This window comes from Methylosinus sp. is20ea, from assembly GCF_059718135.1.
The window spans coordinates 629957-645033 of sequence record NZ_AP046088.1; the positions used below are offsets into that span (position 1 = coordinate 629957).

The 15077-nt window shown below is 63.7% G+C and carries 16 protein-coding genes and 1 tRNA gene; 7 read left to right on the forward strand and 10 right to left on the reverse strand.

Translation table 11 applies throughout. From position 1 onward, the window contains the following. Window positions 1-24: 24 nt before the first annotated feature. The 3 genes from AC6IY7_RS02775 to AC6IY7_RS02785 all read right to left on the reverse strand — a co-directional run bounded on the left by AC6IY7_RS02775 (window position 25) and on the right by AC6IY7_RS02785 (window position 2298). Window positions 25-513 carry a LabA-like NYN domain-containing protein gene (locus AC6IY7_RS02775; protein WP_497781489.1) on the reverse strand — a complete coding sequence of 163 codons (489 nt, stop codon included), beginning with the start codon at window positions 511-513 and terminating at the stop codon, window positions 25-27. A 123-nt stretch (window positions 514-636) separates the two neighbouring features. Beyond that, window positions 637-780, reverse strand: coding sequence for a hypothetical protein (locus AC6IY7_RS02780; protein ID WP_497781490.1), 144 nt, complete (start codon window positions 778-780; stop codon window positions 637-639). A 39-nt stretch (window positions 781-819) separates the two neighbouring features. Then, on the reverse strand, window positions 820-2298 hold the full coding sequence (locus AC6IY7_RS02785; protein WP_497781491.1) for a glycosyltransferase family 4 protein: 1479 nt from the start codon (window positions 2296-2298) through the stop codon (window positions 820-822). A 226-nt stretch (window positions 2299-2524) separates the two neighbouring features. Between AC6IY7_RS02785 and AC6IY7_RS02790 the strand changes: the two genes are divergently transcribed. Both AC6IY7_RS02790 and AC6IY7_RS02795 read left to right on the forward strand, forming a co-directional pair. Further along, window positions 2525-3388, forward strand: coding sequence for a DUF6502 family protein (locus AC6IY7_RS02790; RefSeq protein WP_497781492.1), 864 nt, complete (start codon window positions 2525-2527; stop codon window positions 3386-3388). Continuing rightward, entirely contained in the window at window positions 3385-4560 is a 1176-nt protein-coding gene (locus tag AC6IY7_RS02795; protein ID WP_497781493.1) for a DUF5666 domain-containing protein, read from the forward strand. The genes AC6IY7_RS02790 and AC6IY7_RS02795 overlap by 4 nt, the downstream gene beginning before the upstream one ends. 39 nt (window positions 4561-4599) lie before the next feature. Here the strand turns inward: AC6IY7_RS02795 and AC6IY7_RS02800 are convergent, their stop codons facing one another. Together AC6IY7_RS02800 and AC6IY7_RS02805 are read right to left on the reverse strand one after the other, a co-directional pair. Further along, complete coding sequence (locus AC6IY7_RS02800; protein WP_497782766.1) at window positions 4600-4713, reverse strand: hypothetical protein; 114 nt, start codon at window positions 4711-4713, stop codon at window positions 4600-4602. 311 nt (window positions 4714-5024) lie between these two features. Continuing rightward, window positions 5025-5101: transfer RNA gene (locus AC6IY7_RS02805), tRNA-His, on the reverse strand. Between the two features lie 200 nt (window positions 5102-5301). On the opposite strand from AC6IY7_RS02805, the gene AC6IY7_RS02810 reads away from it, so the two are divergent. Continuing rightward, window positions 5302-6126: a carbon-nitrogen hydrolase family protein gene (locus tag AC6IY7_RS02810; protein ID WP_497781494.1), complete on the forward strand. Its 825-nt coding sequence runs from the start codon at window positions 5302-5304 to the stop codon at window positions 6124-6126. A 230-nt stretch (window positions 6127-6356) separates the two neighbouring features. After that, the gene (locus AC6IY7_RS02815; RefSeq protein ID WP_497781495.1) at window positions 6357-6695 is read left to right on the forward strand and encodes an integration host factor subunit alpha; all 339 of its coding nucleotides are present in this window, start codon (window positions 6357-6359) and stop codon (window positions 6693-6695) included. Window positions 6696-6741: 46 nt separating this feature from the next. Here AC6IY7_RS02815 and AC6IY7_RS02820 read toward each other — a convergent pair whose 3' ends face one another. Then, window positions 6742-7488, reverse strand: coding sequence for a YebC/PmpR family DNA-binding transcriptional regulator (locus tag AC6IY7_RS02820; RefSeq protein ID WP_497781496.1), 747 nt, complete (start codon window positions 7486-7488; stop codon window positions 6742-6744). 252 nt (window positions 7489-7740) lie between these two features. Next, window positions 7741-8235: a DUF4265 domain-containing protein gene (locus AC6IY7_RS02825; RefSeq protein WP_497781497.1), complete on the reverse strand. Its 495-nt coding sequence runs from the start codon at window positions 8233-8235 to the stop codon at window positions 7741-7743. Window positions 8236-8484: 249 nt separating this feature from the next. On the opposite strand from AC6IY7_RS02825, the gene AC6IY7_RS02830 reads away from it, so the two are divergent. Continuing rightward, a complete protein-coding gene (locus AC6IY7_RS02830; protein WP_497781498.1) occupies window positions 8485-8826 on the forward strand; it encodes a YidB family protein in 342 nt (113 codons plus the stop codon). A gap of 47 nt (window positions 8827-8873) precedes the next feature. Here the strand turns inward: AC6IY7_RS02830 and AC6IY7_RS02835 are convergent, their stop codons facing one another. Beyond that, on the reverse strand, window positions 8874-9947 hold the full coding sequence (locus tag AC6IY7_RS02835) for a hypothetical protein (RefSeq protein WP_497781499.1): 1074 nt from the start codon (window positions 9945-9947) through the stop codon (window positions 8874-8876). A 156-nt stretch (window positions 9948-10103) separates the two neighbouring features. Further along, the gene (gene mutL / locus AC6IY7_RS02840; protein ID WP_497781500.1) at window positions 10104-11933 is read right to left on the reverse strand and encodes a DNA mismatch repair endonuclease MutL; all 1830 of its coding nucleotides are present in this window, start codon (window positions 11931-11933) and stop codon (window positions 10104-10106) included. 264 nt (window positions 11934-12197) lie between these two features. Between mutL and AC6IY7_RS02845 the strand changes: the two genes are divergently transcribed. Both AC6IY7_RS02845 and AC6IY7_RS02850 read left to right on the forward strand, forming a co-directional pair. Then, window positions 12198-12935, forward strand: coding sequence for a hypothetical protein (locus AC6IY7_RS02845; protein ID WP_497781501.1), 738 nt, complete (start codon window positions 12198-12200; stop codon window positions 12933-12935). A gap of 569 nt (window positions 12936-13504) precedes the next feature. Further along, entirely contained in the window at window positions 13505-14200 is a 696-nt protein-coding gene (locus tag AC6IY7_RS02850) for a hypothetical protein (protein ID WP_497781502.1), read from the forward strand. Between the two features lie 199 nt (window positions 14201-14399). Here the strand turns inward: AC6IY7_RS02850 and AC6IY7_RS02855 are convergent, their stop codons facing one another. Next, a complete protein-coding gene (locus AC6IY7_RS02855; RefSeq protein ID WP_497781503.1) occupies window positions 14400-14999 on the reverse strand; it encodes a Yip1 family protein in 600 nt (199 codons plus the stop codon). Window positions 15000-15077: the final 78 nt, after the last annotated feature.

A 15077-nucleotide genomic window follows, 5' to 3' on the forward strand; every position in this document is an offset into this window, starting at 1 on the left:
GAAACGAATGCTCCCGGCGCTTCGTCACCCGACCTTATCGACCGGGATGCGACGAATTCTATCCGCGAGACTGTCGATATCGATGAAGTCATCTGCTTGACGACGCAATTCCTCACCGATTATCGGCGGCTGCGTTCTGATCGTCGAAACGACGGACACGCGCACGCCTTTGCGCTGGACCGCTTCGATGAGCGATCGAAACGCGCCATTGCCCGAAACCAAGGTCATCGCGTCGACACGCTCGGCCATCGCCAGCGCGGCGACCGCGAGATCGACATCAATGCTGCCTTTGACTCTGCGGCGACCGAAGCCATCGACCGATTCCGCCAATTGCTTCGTGACGACGACAAATCCATTGCAGCCGAGCCAGTCGATCAGCCGATGTATCGACCCGTTGGCCTGCGCTTCCGTCACAGCGGCATAGTAGAAGGCCTGGGTCGAAGATGCTTTTCCGCGAAGCAAGCGCAGAAGCCGGCCGTAGTCGAGGTCGATGCCGAGACAATTGACCGCCAAATCGAGATTCGCGCCGTCGATGAATATCGCGTTTCGTTCGAAATTTCGCATTTCTCTCTCGCATCCGGATGACGCCTCGCGCGCCGACGCGTCGGTCGTCGCCGCCCCATCGGAGCCGCGGCGTCAAAAAATCTCGAAGATCAACAGGCCGAGAATCACCATGAATCCGGCGAGATCGGCGATGACGAGCCCATTGCCCAAGATCCAGAGAATATCCGTGGCCTTTTCGAGAAGCGGCTGGATCGTCATGATCACTGAGAAATTCATCAAGTCTCCTCTCACGGCGCTTCGAAGGCGCAGCATATGTCAGGCATGGGCGGCGACGCCGGGCGCAGAGGCCGGACTGGCTATTCGCGTTTGATAGGCGTCGGTCGATACGAGCTCCAGAAACGCCTCTGCCGCGTCGTCCCATGTGACATAGGATGACCGGCCTCTCGTCGGCGCCTCGCGTGACAGATGCAGGATTTCGGCGGCCAGATCGATCGGATCGAGAAGATCGAAATAGCGGACATCCGCGCCCCCGATTTCATGAAACACCGGAATGTCGGAAGCGATGACCGGAATGCCGCGACGGCCCGCTTCGACGAGCGGCAGGCCGAAACCTTCGATCATCGATGGAAAGATCAGCGCGCGGGAGCGCTCGTAGCAATGTCTGAGATCCGCGTCGCTCGCATCGTTCAGCCAGAAGAGACGGCGTCCATATTCCGGATGACTTTTGAGGTCGCGCTGCAGAGCCTCGCTCTGCCAGCCCGCCCGACCGACGATGACATAGCGCGCATCGAGAACGTCCGAGCGCCATAGAAGATCGAAGGCGTCGAGCGCGATCGAATAGCCCTTTCGCGGCTCGAGCGTGCCGACGCTCAAATAGAAAGGCGTCTCGCCCGCCGCTATGTCCATCACCTCGGCCGAGACCGATTTTTCGCCCTGCTCGTCGAAATCCGCGCCCAGTCGCCACCAGCCGACTCGCAGATCCGGCTCGGTCCGGGCGCCCTCGCGCAAGACATAGGAAACGAGATCATCGGCGACGCTTCGCGAAACGCACAGAAGTCGATCGCTCTCGAGAACGATGGCTTCGAACCATGTTTTGAATTGTTCGGTCATCGGCGCCGCGACGCAGAGCGGTTGCGTCAGAGGGATGAGATCATGGATCAAGGTCACGAGCTGTCCGCCCGCGGCCTTCAACTCTCGGATGATCGGAACATATTCATCGGTCACCAGCCAGCTCGCGTCCAAAATCACGAATATATCGCCCTTTCGGAACTCGATCGGCGATCGCGGTCCACGACTCTCGAAATAGGGCGTGAGCCTTCCGTTCTCGATCACCACGGGAAGCGAGCCCTCGCCGCGAAGCGATCGCTTGGCGATCTCGCGAACGACGCGTTGAATTCCCTGGCTTCCACCAAATCGATGCGTGGGCGTCACATCGATGAACAGGCGCGGCGCGGCGGCGGCGAGAATTGCGGATGTCGGATCATCGCCGCGCAGCGGAAGCGGCGGATGTGGCGGGTTCGGGATGCGCTTGCGCGTGCCGTCATGCAGATGCGCGAGTCCCAAAAGGCGGGCGGCGGTCCAAAACAATTCCTTGATCTTCAAATAGCAATGAGCGGTGACCGGATCGATGACGCCGGCGACGCGCTGCCGATGGAGCTCGAGATGCTCCTTTTGGATTTGGGCGGCCAGATGGAGAGCGATCCGGGTCGCGTCATCCTGCGGCGGCTCGAGGCCGATCGAGCGAGCGGATGATCGGCCGTCGGTCAGAAAATCGGGCGTTGCATGCATGTTCATGGCTCGAAGAGTCCCGAATGCTTCGGCGGTGACGCTCTGTCGCGCGGTTCAAATGCGATCTCTGCCGATGATCTCGCCGGGCAGCCTTCGCGAATGCGCGATCCATGGGTGACATCGACCACGACGCATGCCGTGGGAAAATGTCCCACCTACTCTGCGAACAAAAATCCGGCCTGTCAAGAGGACGTGGGATTGTGTCCCACACACAGGCGGGTTACCTTCGGGCATGGCCGACAGCGACGACAATGGGCTTTCCGACGCCGCGCGTCTCCAGCAGCCGATCGCTCGGCTGCTGCGTCCGCTGGTGCGGCTGCTCATTCGCTACGGGACGACCTTTCCGGCGCTCTGCGATCTGTTGCGCGAGCTCTATGTAAATGTTGCAGTTCATGACTTCGCTCTGCCCGACAAGGAGCAGACCGACAGCCGCATCAGCCTGCTCACCGGCATTCACCGCAAGGAGGTCCGCCGCCTGCGGGAGGCCGGCGCCCCGGTGCGGACCGTTCCCGCCAGCGTGTCGCGCACGTCGCAGATCGTTGCGCTATGGCTCGGCGATCGGCGATTCGCCGACAAGAAAGGCGCTCCGGCGCCTCTGCGTCGAGCCGGATCGAAAGGGCGCGGCCCGACCTTCGAATCCCTCGTCGAAGAGGTGACGCGGGACGTGCGTCCGCGCGCCGTTCTCGACGAATGGCTCGACCGCAAGATCGTGTCGATCGACGAGGACGGCCGCGTCGCGCTCGGCGAGGCGGCGATCGCTCCCAACAAGGGCGACGAACGCCAGCTCTATTATTTCGGCCGCAATCTCCACGATCATATCGCGACCGCCGCCGCCAATATCGTCAGCGAGCCGGCGCCTTTCATGGAGCGCGCGGTTCATTACGAAGGGCTTTCGGAAGACAGCGCGCGGCGGCTCGAGACGCTGTCCCGCGAGCTCGCGATGGAGGGGCTGATCGCCGCCAATCGCGAGGCTCAGACGCTCCAGCGAAGCGAGGAAGGAGGAGGCTGGCGCTGGACTTTCGGCGTTTATGTATATCGCGTGGACGAGCGACCGCCGCAGGAGGCGGCGAGCGGACAAAAGGGCGTCCACTCGTGAGCCCGTTCCAAAATCCGACCAGACGCCAGTTCGCTGCGCTTCTGGCGTCGCTGCTGTCATCGGTTTCGACGCGCGTCCGCGCCGCCGGGGACAAGCCGAGAGACAATGGCATAGGCGGAACAGGCTACCTCTCCGCCATTCCAGATCGCGACAATGGCATAGGCGGAACCGGCGTCGTCGGAACGATACGCGCGTTCGGCAGCATCATCGTCAACGGGCTTCGCATTTCCTATCCGGCAGACGCCGAGGTCCGCATCGACGGGCGCGAAGCGAGCGTCGGCGATCTGCGCATCGGCCACGTAGTGTTGCTGATCTCCGAACGCGACGGGACGAAACTCACGACGAAGAAAATTCAGATTCTGCGCGAAGTGGTCGGGCCGATCGAAAAAATCTCGGAGCGAGGCCTGCGCGTTCTCGGGCAGACGGTCGAATTCGGACGCGGCGCGAAGACCGAGAAGACCAGCGCCTATTCGATCGGCCAGCATGTCGCAGTGAGCGGCCTGCGCCTGCCGGATCAGACGATCGTCGCGAGCCTCGTCGAAATCGTCGAGCCCGGCGCGGCCCAGCTCGTCGGCGTCGTCACGCGATCGTCGGATCGACGACTGGCGATCGGCGCCCAGCCTCTGTCGGGCGTCGCGGAAGCCATGCTCGGACAACGAATCATGGTGCGCGGCGCTGCGACGGCCAGCGCTCTGGACGTGACCACGACCGCCACGGACGCCTGGCTGCCGCGTGGGCCGGATCATTTCCTCGTGGAGACCTATCTCGAACGTCGCGGCGCGACAGTGAAGACAGCGAGCGGCTTGGAGCTGAGCGGCGGCCGCGATCTGGCTTTTCAAGGCGTGGTCCGGGCGGTCGTCCGCATTGATGCGACATCTGCCGGCGCGTGGTCCATCCGCTCGCTCCAGGCGAGCGAGACGCTGGGCAACCGGGGAGCCGCCAAGGCGCCGCGGCGCGAGGGCTCGGAGCTCCCGAGCCCCAGGAGCCGCCCTGCCGGATCGGAAACCTCCCCCGGGATCGGCGTCGATTTTCCGTCCGGCTTCGGCGCTCCCGACGGACCGCGCGGCTACGGGACTCCCGCGGCCCCGAGCGGCCCCATCGGCCCCGGCATTCCCGGCGGACCGAGCGGCGGCGGCGGACCGATCCCCGGCGGCGGCCGACCGGCGCGATGAAACTCTCGGCCGCCGATCAGCCGCTCGACGCCGCCGAGCTCAACAGCGATTCGCCGTGGGAAAGGTCACCTCGAATTTCGCGCCGCCGCCGCGCGCCTTCGACACTGCGATGACGCCGCCGTGAACACTGACCAGCTCCCGGACGATCGCCAGGCCGAGACCCGTAACTCATTGGCGACGCGCTGCGGCGTCTTCTTCGGCTGTTCTCCTTCCGAGAGGATTCGGACAATCTTCGTTCGGGCTGGATTGGCTCCCCCGAAATCGATTGCGGCCTTCTCGCAATAGAAGGGGGCTTGGTCGAAGTAGCGGCGGGGGGCTTTTTATGCGCGCGCCTTGGAAGGCGAAAAACCACAGATTTTCTGCGTGGTATGGAAAGAGTCCCGCCGTCAGGCCTTGCCGGCCTTTCGAGGCCATGATCGGCCCCGCCAAGGTTTCAAAACATTCCAATTTTTCAGGAAGTTGAATGGTACCGCCACCCCGACTTGAACGGGGGACCCCCAGATCCACAATCTGGTGCTCTAACCAACTGAGCTATGGCGGCACGTCGGCGGGCCGGAAACTAGAAGCAACGCCGCGCCAATGCAATGCGGAAATGCAGGAACCGGATCGAAAATTTACCCGTTTCGCCGCCGCCGCGCCGGTCTAGAATGACACCCCTCCGACGGCGGCTCGACCCGCCGCTCGGCCTCCTCCAAGCCCGCTCCTCGAAGCCTGCTCCTCGAAGCCCGCGAGACGCCGAAGATGAAAGTCACCCTGGTCCAGATGAATTCGGTCAGCGACAAAGCCGCCAATCTCGCCGCCGCACGCGCCCTGATCGATCAGGCCGTCCGCGAGGAGCGCCCCGACTGGATCTGCCTGCCCGAGGTCTTCGACTTCATCGGCGGCAATCGCGCCGACAAGGCCGCCGCCGCCGAGGAGCTGCCCGGCGGGCCCGCCTATACGCTCTGCAGCGCCCTCGCCCGCGAATATGGCGTCTATATCCACGCCGGCTCCATTCTCGAGAAAGTCCCCGGCGAGGAGCGCCTCCACAACACCACCGTCGCCTTCGACCGCAGCGGCAAAGAGGTCGCCCGCTACCGCAAGATCCATATGTTCGACATTACCGCGCCCGATGGCGCGCAATATCGCGAGAGCGCGGCGTTCAAGCCGGGCGACGCCGTCGTGACCTATGACTGCGACGGCCTCACCGTCGGCTGCGCCATTTGCTACGATCTGCGTTTTCCCTATTTGTTCCAGGCGCTCGCCGACAAGGGCGCCGATATTGTCGCTTTGCCCTCGGCCTTCACCCTCGTCACCGGCAAGGACCATTGGGAGGTGCTCGCCCGCGCCCGGGCGATCGAGATCCAGGCCTATGTCTGCGCCCCGAATCAGACTGGCGCGCATAAGGCCGGACACGAGACCCGCGTGAGCTATGGCAATTCTCTGATCGCCGACCCCTGGGGCCATGTCGTCGGCCGCGCCTCGGAGGGCGTCGGCCTCGTCTCGACGCGAATCGATCGCGACCGCATCCGTAAGGTCCGCGCCATGATTCCCGTCGCGAGCCACCGGGTCGCGCTGCCCGCGTGAATCGGCCCGCCCAGCCTTCGTTTCGTTCTAACCAGCGGAGCTGTCAGGAGAAATCCCAGGCGCTCTTGCGCGATTCAGCAAAGTATGGCTACATTATTGTTTAGACTGCCGACAATCCGCAAACAGGATCGGCGCGCCGCAAAAAAGGCGCCGGCAGAGGGGGGAGCAAAAATAATGGCCTCGCGAACCACGAGCCGCGAAGCGGGCAGGCTTGCGCCCGCACCGGTAGCATGACGAAGAAGATCGAGCCAGGGCGCACTTTGACGCGGGCCGCCCTGCGCGAAGCCGTGTACAGCTGTTGTCCGACGCTGTCGCGCGCAGAAGCCCGCCAAATCCTCGACGCCACATTCGAGGAGATCAGCGAAGCCCTCGTGCGGGGCGAATCGGTCAAGCTGCGCTCCTTCGGCAGCTTCAACGTCCGCGCCAAGCGCGAGCGTGTCGGCCGCAATCCCAAGACCGGCGTCGAAGCGCCGATCTGCTCGCGCAAAGTCTTGACTTTCAAGGCTTCGCCCGTGCTCATCGCCCAGGTGAACGGCCTGCCGATCGACTTTTTGGAAGAGGCGGACTGACGTTTCGATCGGGGCCGTCCCGCGACGCGACGGCCCCCCTCGCCGCTCAGCCCGAGAGTTTGGCGACCAGAGCGTCGGACACTTCGAAATTGGCGTAGACGTTCTGCACGTCGTCATTGTCCTCGAGCGCGCCGATCAGCTTGAGGATTTTCTCGCCGGCCTCGTCGTCGACGACGATGGAGTTTTGCGGCCGCCAGACCAGCGCCGCCTTCTTCGGCTCGCCGAACTTGGCCTCGAGCGCCTTGGCGACGTCGCGCAGCCCCTCGAGGGAGGTGACGACCTCGTGAGTCTCCTCGGTGGAGGAGACATCCTCCGCCCCCGCCTCGATCGCCGCCTCCATCATGGCGTCCTCGGAGGCCGCCTTGCGGGGGAATTCGATGAGGCCGACGCGGTCGAACATGAAGGAGACGGCGCCGGTCTCGGCCAGCGCCCCGCCCGCCTTGGTGAAATAGGAGCGGATCTCGCCGGCGGTGCGGTTGCGATTGTCGGTCAGCGCCTCGATGATGACGGCGACGCCGCCCGGCGCATAGCCCTCATAGCGCACCTCGTCGTAATTCTCGGCGTCGGCGCCCGAGGCCTTTTTGATGGCGCGCTCGATATTGTCCTTGGGCATGTTCTCGGCGCGGGCCGCGAGCATGGCGGCGCGCAGGCGGGCGTTCATATTGGGGTCGGGCAGGCCCATTTTGGCGGCGACGGTGATCTCGCGGGCGAGCTTGGAGAAGAGCTTGGAGCGAATCGCGTCCTGCTTGCCCTTCTTGTGCATGATGTTCTTGAACTGACTATGCCCTGCCATCGTCCCAGCCCTTGGAAAATCCCGCCTCTCGTACCGCGCGCCCGCGCAGTCTCCGTCGCGTCATATACGCCGGCCCATTCCGGAAATAAAGGAAGCCGGGCGCGCGTCGTCCGGGCCGAAGCGAGCCCGATTCGCCCTGCGCTTCCGCTGATACGCGCCCGGCGGTCTGAAGAGGGAGATGTCGGATTTTCGTTCGAGGCGCCTGCGTCCCGGCGCAATGGCTCGCGTCGACGAAAGTGAAGGGCGCTGGATCTATGAGATCGGCAGCATTCCGGCTGTGAATGTGGTGTCGCCGACCTGATAGAGCCACCGGCCCTTCGCTTCGCCGTCGGCGATGATCGCATGCGCCTCGGCGATATCGGCCAAATCCGGGATGTCGACGCTCAGGAGCAATTTTCGTCCTATGCTCAGTTCTATCTGCATGCTCTCGTAGAAGCAGCCCATCTTCTCCAGGAGCTTCCAGTCCGGGCAGGCCAATGCGCCTTCGTCGTCGACGAGCAGCATATAGGTCGAATGACCGTATCTTTCAGCGACGCTCGTAAAATCGAAAATGTGATCCTCTACCCTCGGGGCTGCGTGGACGACATCCAAGAACGACAGGCCGGTCACGAAGAACGGCGAGTTCAAAATCGTGAATCTCGTCCAATTGCTTCCTTCGACATGCTCGGCCCAGAGCGTTTCTGTCGCATGGCCGTGCCAATCCTCCGGGTCGAGGCGAAACAAGATTTTCAGCTTGTTCTCCAGCATGGCCGTTCCTGAAAATCCCTATTCTCAAAGGACCAACGGATAGGTAGCCGAGCGCGCGCGCCTACGTCAATTCACGGCCTCGCGCCGACGCCGGCGCACAGCTCCGGTTCTGCTCGGCGGTTCTGCTCGCCGGTTCTGCCCCGCGGGCGCGCCGCATCGACTCGGCCGCGCCGCGCCCTATGTGACCGGCGTCGTCGCGGCCGGTCGGGCCGTGTCGGTCAAGATAGAGGCCACGCGAAGGAGGATCACATGGGTCTGCTGGATGGAATCATCGGCGGCGCGATCGGCGTCGAGCTCGCCTCGCTCATCAACGGCTATATCGAGAAGCGGGGCGGTTTGCAGAACGTGCTCCAGGACTTCGAGAAGCAAGGCTATGCCGAGAAGGTCAAATCCTGGGTGGGCACCGGCCCCAATCTGCCCATCTCCGCTGAGCAGGTGCAGCAGACGCTGGGCTCCGACCGGGTGAAGGAGCTCGGCGGCAAATTCGGGATTCCGATGGACAAGGTCGCGGCCGCGCTGGCGGAATATCTGCCCAAGGTCGTCGACAAGGCGACGCCCGAAGGCAAGCTGCCGCCGCAGCAGCCGCACTGAGGACGCCGCCGGGCGGAGCTGAACAGCTCCGCTCGGGCTCTCTTGGCTCAGGCGCGCTTCGACTGGGCGGCCTCGCCGGGATCGGCGGCCGTCGCGGCGGCGATCTCCGCCATTCTCGCGCCGAGATCGACGATCGCCTGCCGCAGAACCAGGACCTCGCGGTCGCCGGTCACCGTCTCGGCGGGCGCGCCGCCCGTCGCGGCGGGGCCGACAGAGGACGTCTCGCGCATATGCGCATGCTCCTTGCGCAGCGCGTCCATCGCGCCTTGCAGCAGCGCATTGTCGGAGCGCGCGGCCTCCAGACGATCGGCATGGTCGCGCTCCTCGGCGCGGGCGACGCGCAGAGCGGATTCGAGATGCTCGATCTCGGCCGCCGAGCTGCGCTCCAGCGCCGCGAGTCGCACGCGCGTCTCGTCGAGGTCTTTCTTCAGATCGGCCTTCTCCAGCACGGATGCGTCGAGCTCGCGCGTCGTGCGCGCCAGCACGCCGTCGACGACCGAGAGGCGCGCCGCCACGGCGGAGGCGGAGGCGAATTCCGTCTGCAAGGCGTCGAGCCTCTGGCGCAGCTCGGCGTTCTGCACATGAAAGCTGGCGATGCTCGATTCATGGCTCGCGACCTGCGCGCGGCTCTCGTCGCTGAGGCGCGCGAGCTGCTCCTTGTCCATCTCGACATTGCGCAGATTATAGATCAGCGTCTCCACGCGGTCGGTCATGTCGTGCAGCGCCGTTTCCGTCGACCGCAGCAGCGCTGTCCGCTCGTCGAGAAAACCGCTGGTCTCGACGAATTTGCGCTCGAACTCGTCGCCGCGGGCGAGCGCCGCGGTGAGCTCGCCGTCGAGGTGGGCGACGCGGGCGGCGTTGCGGCCGATCTCGACCAGATCCTGCGCCTTGGTCGAGCGGACCGCGGCCATCTGCTGCTCGAGCCGGCGATAGCGCATGGCGAATTCGCCGCGCAGCAGATCGCGCTCCGCCGCCATTTTCTCGATCGAGAGCGGCGTCAGCATATTGAGCCGGCGCAGCGACAGACGCATGGCGCGCCGCCAGAAGGCGGGCAGGAACATCAGAGTGAAGAGCCCGGCCGCGAGGAATCCGAGCGCGAAAAACATCGCTTGTTCGATCAAGGCGCGGCGTTCCTTCGCTCTGGCTCGGGCCTCTGAATTTCCCTCGGGGGCCGTATGTCGCGCCGCGACAATGCCACGTCGTCGCACTGAAATCAAAGCGCTCGGCCGCGCCGGGGCTTAAGCGTTTTCCCGAAGGCGGAGGCTTCGCGGGCCGCCTCAGCTTCGGCCGAACAGCTTTTCAATGTCGGCCAGCTTCAACTCCACATAGGTCGGGCGGCCGTGATTGCACTGGCCTGCGCCCGGCGTGCGCTCCATTTCGCGCAGCAGCGCATTCATCTCCTCGGCCGTCAGCCGACGGCCGGCGCGCACCGAATGATGGCAGGCGACCCGCGCCAGAAGCGCGTCGAGCCGGCGCGTCAGGCCGCGCGCGTCGCCCTCCTCGGTGAGGAGATCGGCCACATCCTCGATGAGCCGGCCGACGTCTAGGTCGCCGAGCGCCGCGGGCGTCTCGCGGACGAGCACGGCGCCCGGGCCGAAAGCCTCGAAAGACAGGCCGAGCGCGGCGAGGTCGGCATCCGCGCTGAGCAGCGCGTCGAGCCGCGTCGCGTCGAGCTCCACGACGCGCGGAACCAGCAGCAGTTGCCGGGCGACGCCCTCCGCCTCGCGCTGCGCCTTGAGCTTCTCATAGACGAGGCGCTCATGGGCGGCGTGCTGGTCGACGATGACGAGCCCGTCCCGCGTCTGGGCGACGATATAGGTCTCGTGGAGCTGCGCCCGCGCCGCGCCGAGCGGCGTCTCGACGGCGGCGGCCGCCGGCGGCGTGGCAGCCGGCCGAGCGTCGGCCGAGGGCGGCCCGACGTCGAAACGCGCCTGCGGCGCCTCCGCGAATCCCGCCGGCGCGCCCGGCGAGCGCCGAGGGTCCCAGTCGAGCGGCGGCCGCCTCGGCGGCCCGCCGAAGGAGGCGAAGCCGCCCCCGCCCCCCGCCACCGCCCGCGCGCGCTCCGCCAGCACATCCAGCGCGGCGCGGGTGGGCGTGTCGGCGCTGCGATGGAGCGCCGCGGCGAGCGCCTCTTTGAGCGCCCCCACCACCAGCCCGCGCGCGCGGCCGGGATCGGAAAAGCGCACCTCCGCCTTGGCCGGATGCACATTCACATCGACGACGCGGGGGTCGCATTCGAGAAACAGCGCCAGCGCCGGATGGCGGTCATGCGAGAGAAAATCGAGATAGGCGGCCCGAATTGCCCCCGAGAACAGCCTGTCGCGCACCGGACGGCCGTTCACATAGACATATTGCATCAGCGCATTGGCGCGATGGAAGGTCGGCAGGCCGGCCAGCCCCTCGAGGCGAAATCCCTCCCGCTCCGCCCGCAGCGTGATCGCATTGGCGGAAAAATCCGCCCCCAGCGCCTGGGCGACGCGCCGCGCCCGCCCCTCCTCCCCGGCGCCGCAGGCGGGATAGTCGAAGCCCGCGCCGGCGTCCGCCGCGAAGGAGAAGCGCACGGCGGAATTGGCCATGGCGAGCCTTTTGACCACATCGGCCACGGCGGCGGTCTCGGCGCGCTCGGATTTCAGGAATTTGAGCCGCGCCGGCGTCGCGGCGAAGAGATCCCGCGCCTCGACCCGCGCGCCCTTGGGCCAATTGCTGGCCTTGATCCCGCGCTTCTCGCCGGCCTCGACCCTGATCTGCGCGCCGACCTCGGCGCCGGCGGCGCGCGCGTCGATCGTCAGATCGGCGACGGCGGCGATGGAGGGCAGCGCCTCGCCGCGAAAGCCGAGCGTCGCGATCGCGGTGAGATCGCCGTCGGGGATTTTCGAGGTGGCGTGGCGCTCGACGGCGAGCGCCAGATCCTCGGCGCTCATCCCGCTTCCATCGTCGATGACGCGAATGAGCCGCCGCCCGCCCGCCTCTATGGCGACATCGATGCGCGCGGCGCCGGCGTCGAGCGCATTTTCGACGAGCTCCTTCACGGCGGAGGCCGGCCGCTCGATCACCTCGCCGGCGGCGATGCGGTCGACGAGAATGGGATCGAGACGGCGAACGCGCATGAAGGGGCCGGTGGGGTGGATGGAGCGCGGCAATCTATAGGAGGGGAGCGATTCGGTGAAATGGGGGGAGTTCGAACATCGGCTACGCGCCATTTGCGGACATTGGTGTGGGGCTTTAGTTGTGCTATTCGGGATCGAACGTTACGGGCCAAAATCGATGACGAACAACCTCTTTTGTGGTGACGGCCTGGAGGTGTTGCGAGACGCACAACGTCACTAGCCAAGGCACAGTTGAGCGACCGCTACGTTCGAAAGGCTCATGTAGTGACTCAGATAGTCCCTTCACAAATAGTTTTTCTAATAGAACATAATTTAAACTTAGCAAAATCGCCGTTTATCAGCGTAAATCACGAGTCTGTCGCGGGTTTAACTGCGATTGCTCGCATGATTGACGAGCTTCCTAACGAACTGTTGGCGGTAAGCGGGAGCGATTACAACGACCTGGTTTGTGCCGTCGAGGCGATCAGAAACTCAGTCACTTTCTGGCAACACAAAGGAGTCGCGCAAATTCAAATCACAAATATTCGCGGTAAAAATGTCTTAGAGATACTGCGCGAGCTTTTAGCCAGATGCCCTGATCAGGCACCATCAGTAGCGACATCGGAGCTGGCATTTATAATAGATGTCGCGTTGCGGGACAGCATCCGACTAGACATAAGTACCGCGACAAGCGCTTTGCACAATGGAGAATGGAAGGCGGCAACGGTATTGGCTGGCGCTGCCGCCGAGGCATTGTTGTTGTGGGTAATCAAGTCCGCACCGCAGCTTCCGCCCCAGAGGCCTAAAGGGGCACCCGAAGAATGGCGCTTTGCGGATTATATTGCTGTGGCTGTCGCTCTTAATCTGATAAAAAACGAAACGTCGGAGCTGGCTAAACTGGCCAAAGACTTTCGCAATCTCATCCATCCAGGTCGATCGCAGCGTGTTGGCGAAGTTTGCGATCGTGCGACCGCTCTTACTGCGTTAGCCGCAGTCGAATGTATCGTGCGCGACTTGAGTTAATTGTCTTGAGGCCATTCGATGGGCGCGCCGCAAGTTCAAGCGGATGCGGCAGACCGAGGGGGCGCGAGATTGGTTCGACCGGCTACGTCGGGCGAAGGCTTCCGCGCGTCATGCTGACAGCGTAAGCGAAGGCAAAACTTGCGCCGGCATGGTTTTTCGCGAGATGGCAAGCGCCTTAAGAGCGACCGCCGAGAGCTGGCGCGCGCCCGTAAGGCGCTAAGCCGAGAGGCGGCACCTTTCCTTGTGACGCGTCTCGGCCGCCTCGCGCGCTCGACGCGCGACCTCTTGAACATCCTCGATGCCGAGGAAAGGTCGGTGCCGGGTTCCGCTCCCTGCATGATGCGTGGGCTGACACCTCGACCCCGCACGGGAGGCTTATGCTCACTGTTTTGGGCGGGCCGGTGCAAGCGCGCGAAGGCACGCGGGGTCCGCCCAAGCTCACCCGCCATCAGCACGAGGATGCCTTGCGCAAGCTTGCCAACGTCGAGGCGACGCAGGCAGACTTGGCGCGGCGGTTCAATGTATCGCGGATTACGATTTCGAAATTGGGTTAGAGGGGGACGGTGGTAATGGATCGACTGAAAGAAATCTTCGCCCATTTCGTAGCGGCAATGGCGATGCTTGCGCTTCTGTGCGCCGTGTACGAGGCGATGAATCAGCGCTTAGAATCTGCCGGTGTGTTGGGTAGCTTATTCGTCGTGTGTGCGTTCATATTGTATATTCCACAACTCGATACCTTTAAAGCGTTTGGTATTGAAGCAAAGATGAAAAATACTTTGGATCGTGTCGAAGTCACACTCCAGCAATTACAAAAAATGGCCGCGGCATTTGCTAAAGCAAATCTTGCCCAAATTGCAATGTCTGGACAAATGTTTTCTGGAATTGAAACTAAATATAAATTCGAAATGCATGATCAGATTATTGACAATTTGCGCGGAATTCATTTATCTGACGCAGACATAAATGATGCGCAAGGGTTATGGATTGAGGTATATTGTTCAATGTTATTGAACTCTATCGAGAGAGAGGCGTCACAGTTGCTTCCTAACACCCAGATTGTCAGCGAAATTGGGTGTTTGCCCAAAATCTCCGACCACGGTCTTCCCTCCCCGGACGCCGTGCGTAATTTGCTGACCACAAAATCACTCAAGAACGACCGACTTGAGAAACTGATGGATGCTTACGCAAGCGTTTGGACGACTGGCTCTTTGTCCGACCCGAGCTTGATACCGTTCAACCAATTACTCAGAAGCCGGCCGAACTAACCAAGCGCTATTTGTCTCGAATGACCGCATTGAGCCACGAACGGCAATTTCAAACCGCCCCACATCCCCCGAGCAGCAGCCTCGAGCCCCCTCCTCGCGCGACGACCGCGAGCCAGAAGCTCGCGGTCCGCCTCATCCCGATCGCGCGCCTTCGCTTCGCGCTTCATGCGCCACGGCTGCGCGGACCGACCCGCCGCCGTCACCCCGCCGTCGGCGTGGGGACCAGCATATGAACGATCATGCCGTGCAGGAAAGCCGCCGCTATGCCCAGCACGAGGGCCGCCGCCGTGTAGACGTCCGAATATTCCTCCTTGCTGCGCATCATCCGCGCGACGCCCATATAGAAGAGATAGACCGCGTAGACGCCGAGCACGTCCAGCCAGCGCAGGCCCGGGAAGAGGCCGAACACTTCGGCGAGCCAGATGGGCGTGTAGGAGTAGGCGATGAGCTTCAGCGCGCGCAGATCGTCGCGCTTGCCCTCGAAGCTCGGCGCGAGGAGCGAGATCACCAGAGCGACGCCATAGAGCACCAGCAGGGCGAGCCCATATTGCAGAGCGGCGCGAATGAGGCCGGTGAAAAGCGAGTAATGGACCGTATTGGCGCCGCGCGTGAAGCCGAACAGCCAACCGCCGAGGAAATTGGCCGCCGCCGGCACCGCCGCCAGATAGAGGATGTAATTGCGATAGAGATCGACAGCGGTCGTGGGCTCGGCCTCGATCGCCGCCCATTCCGTCTTGGGCGATAAAATGATGCGCTTCGCGCGTTCGGCGATATCCTTCAGCCGCTCCTTGATATCCATCCTTCGCTCCCCTGCCTCGAACTGTTGCGCCGCGGGCGGGAGACTGGCCCAAGGAGCGCCAGGAAACAAGCTCGCGTC

Excerpts from the sequence above, each read along its gene's own strand:
- AC6IY7_RS02780 (WP_497781490.1), bottom strand. The coding sequence starts at position 780 with ATGAATTTCTCAGTGATCATGACGATCCAGCCGCTTCTCGAAAAGGCC.
- AC6IY7_RS02785 (WP_497781491.1), bottom strand. The coding sequence starts at position 2,298 with ATGAACATGCATGCAACGCCCGATTTTCTGACCGACGGCCGATCATCC.
- AC6IY7_RS02790 (WP_497781492.1), top strand. The coding sequence starts at position 2,525 with ATGGCCGACAGCGACGACAATGGGCTTTCCGACGCCGCGCGTCTCCAG.
- AC6IY7_RS02810 (WP_497781494.1), top strand. The coding sequence starts at position 5,302 with ATGAAAGTCACCCTGGTCCAGATGAATTCGGTCAGCGACAAAGCCGCC.
- AC6IY7_RS02815 (WP_497781495.1), top strand. The coding sequence starts at position 6,357 with ATGACGAAGAAGATCGAGCCAGGGCGCACTTTGACGCGGGCCGCCCTG.
- AC6IY7_RS02820 (WP_497781496.1), bottom strand. The coding sequence starts at position 7,488 with ATGGCAGGGCATAGTCAGTTCAAGAACATCATGCACAAGAAGGGCAAG.
- AC6IY7_RS02825 (WP_497781497.1), bottom strand. The coding sequence starts at position 8,235 with ATGCTGGAGAACAAGCTGAAAATCTTGTTTCGCCTCGACCCGGAGGAT.
- AC6IY7_RS02830 (WP_497781498.1), top strand. The coding sequence starts at position 8,485 with ATGGGTCTGCTGGATGGAATCATCGGCGGCGCGATCGGCGTCGAGCTC.
- mutL (WP_497781500.1), bottom strand. The coding sequence starts at position 11,933 with ATGCGCGTTCGCCGTCTCGATCCCATTCTCGTCGACCGCATCGCCGCC.
- AC6IY7_RS02850 (WP_497781502.1), top strand. The coding sequence starts at position 13,505 with ATGGATCGACTGAAAGAAATCTTCGCCCATTTCGTAGCGGCAATGGCG.
- AC6IY7_RS02855 (WP_497781503.1), bottom strand. The coding sequence starts at position 14,999 with ATGGATATCAAGGAGCGGCTGAAGGATATCGCCGAACGCGCGAAGCGC.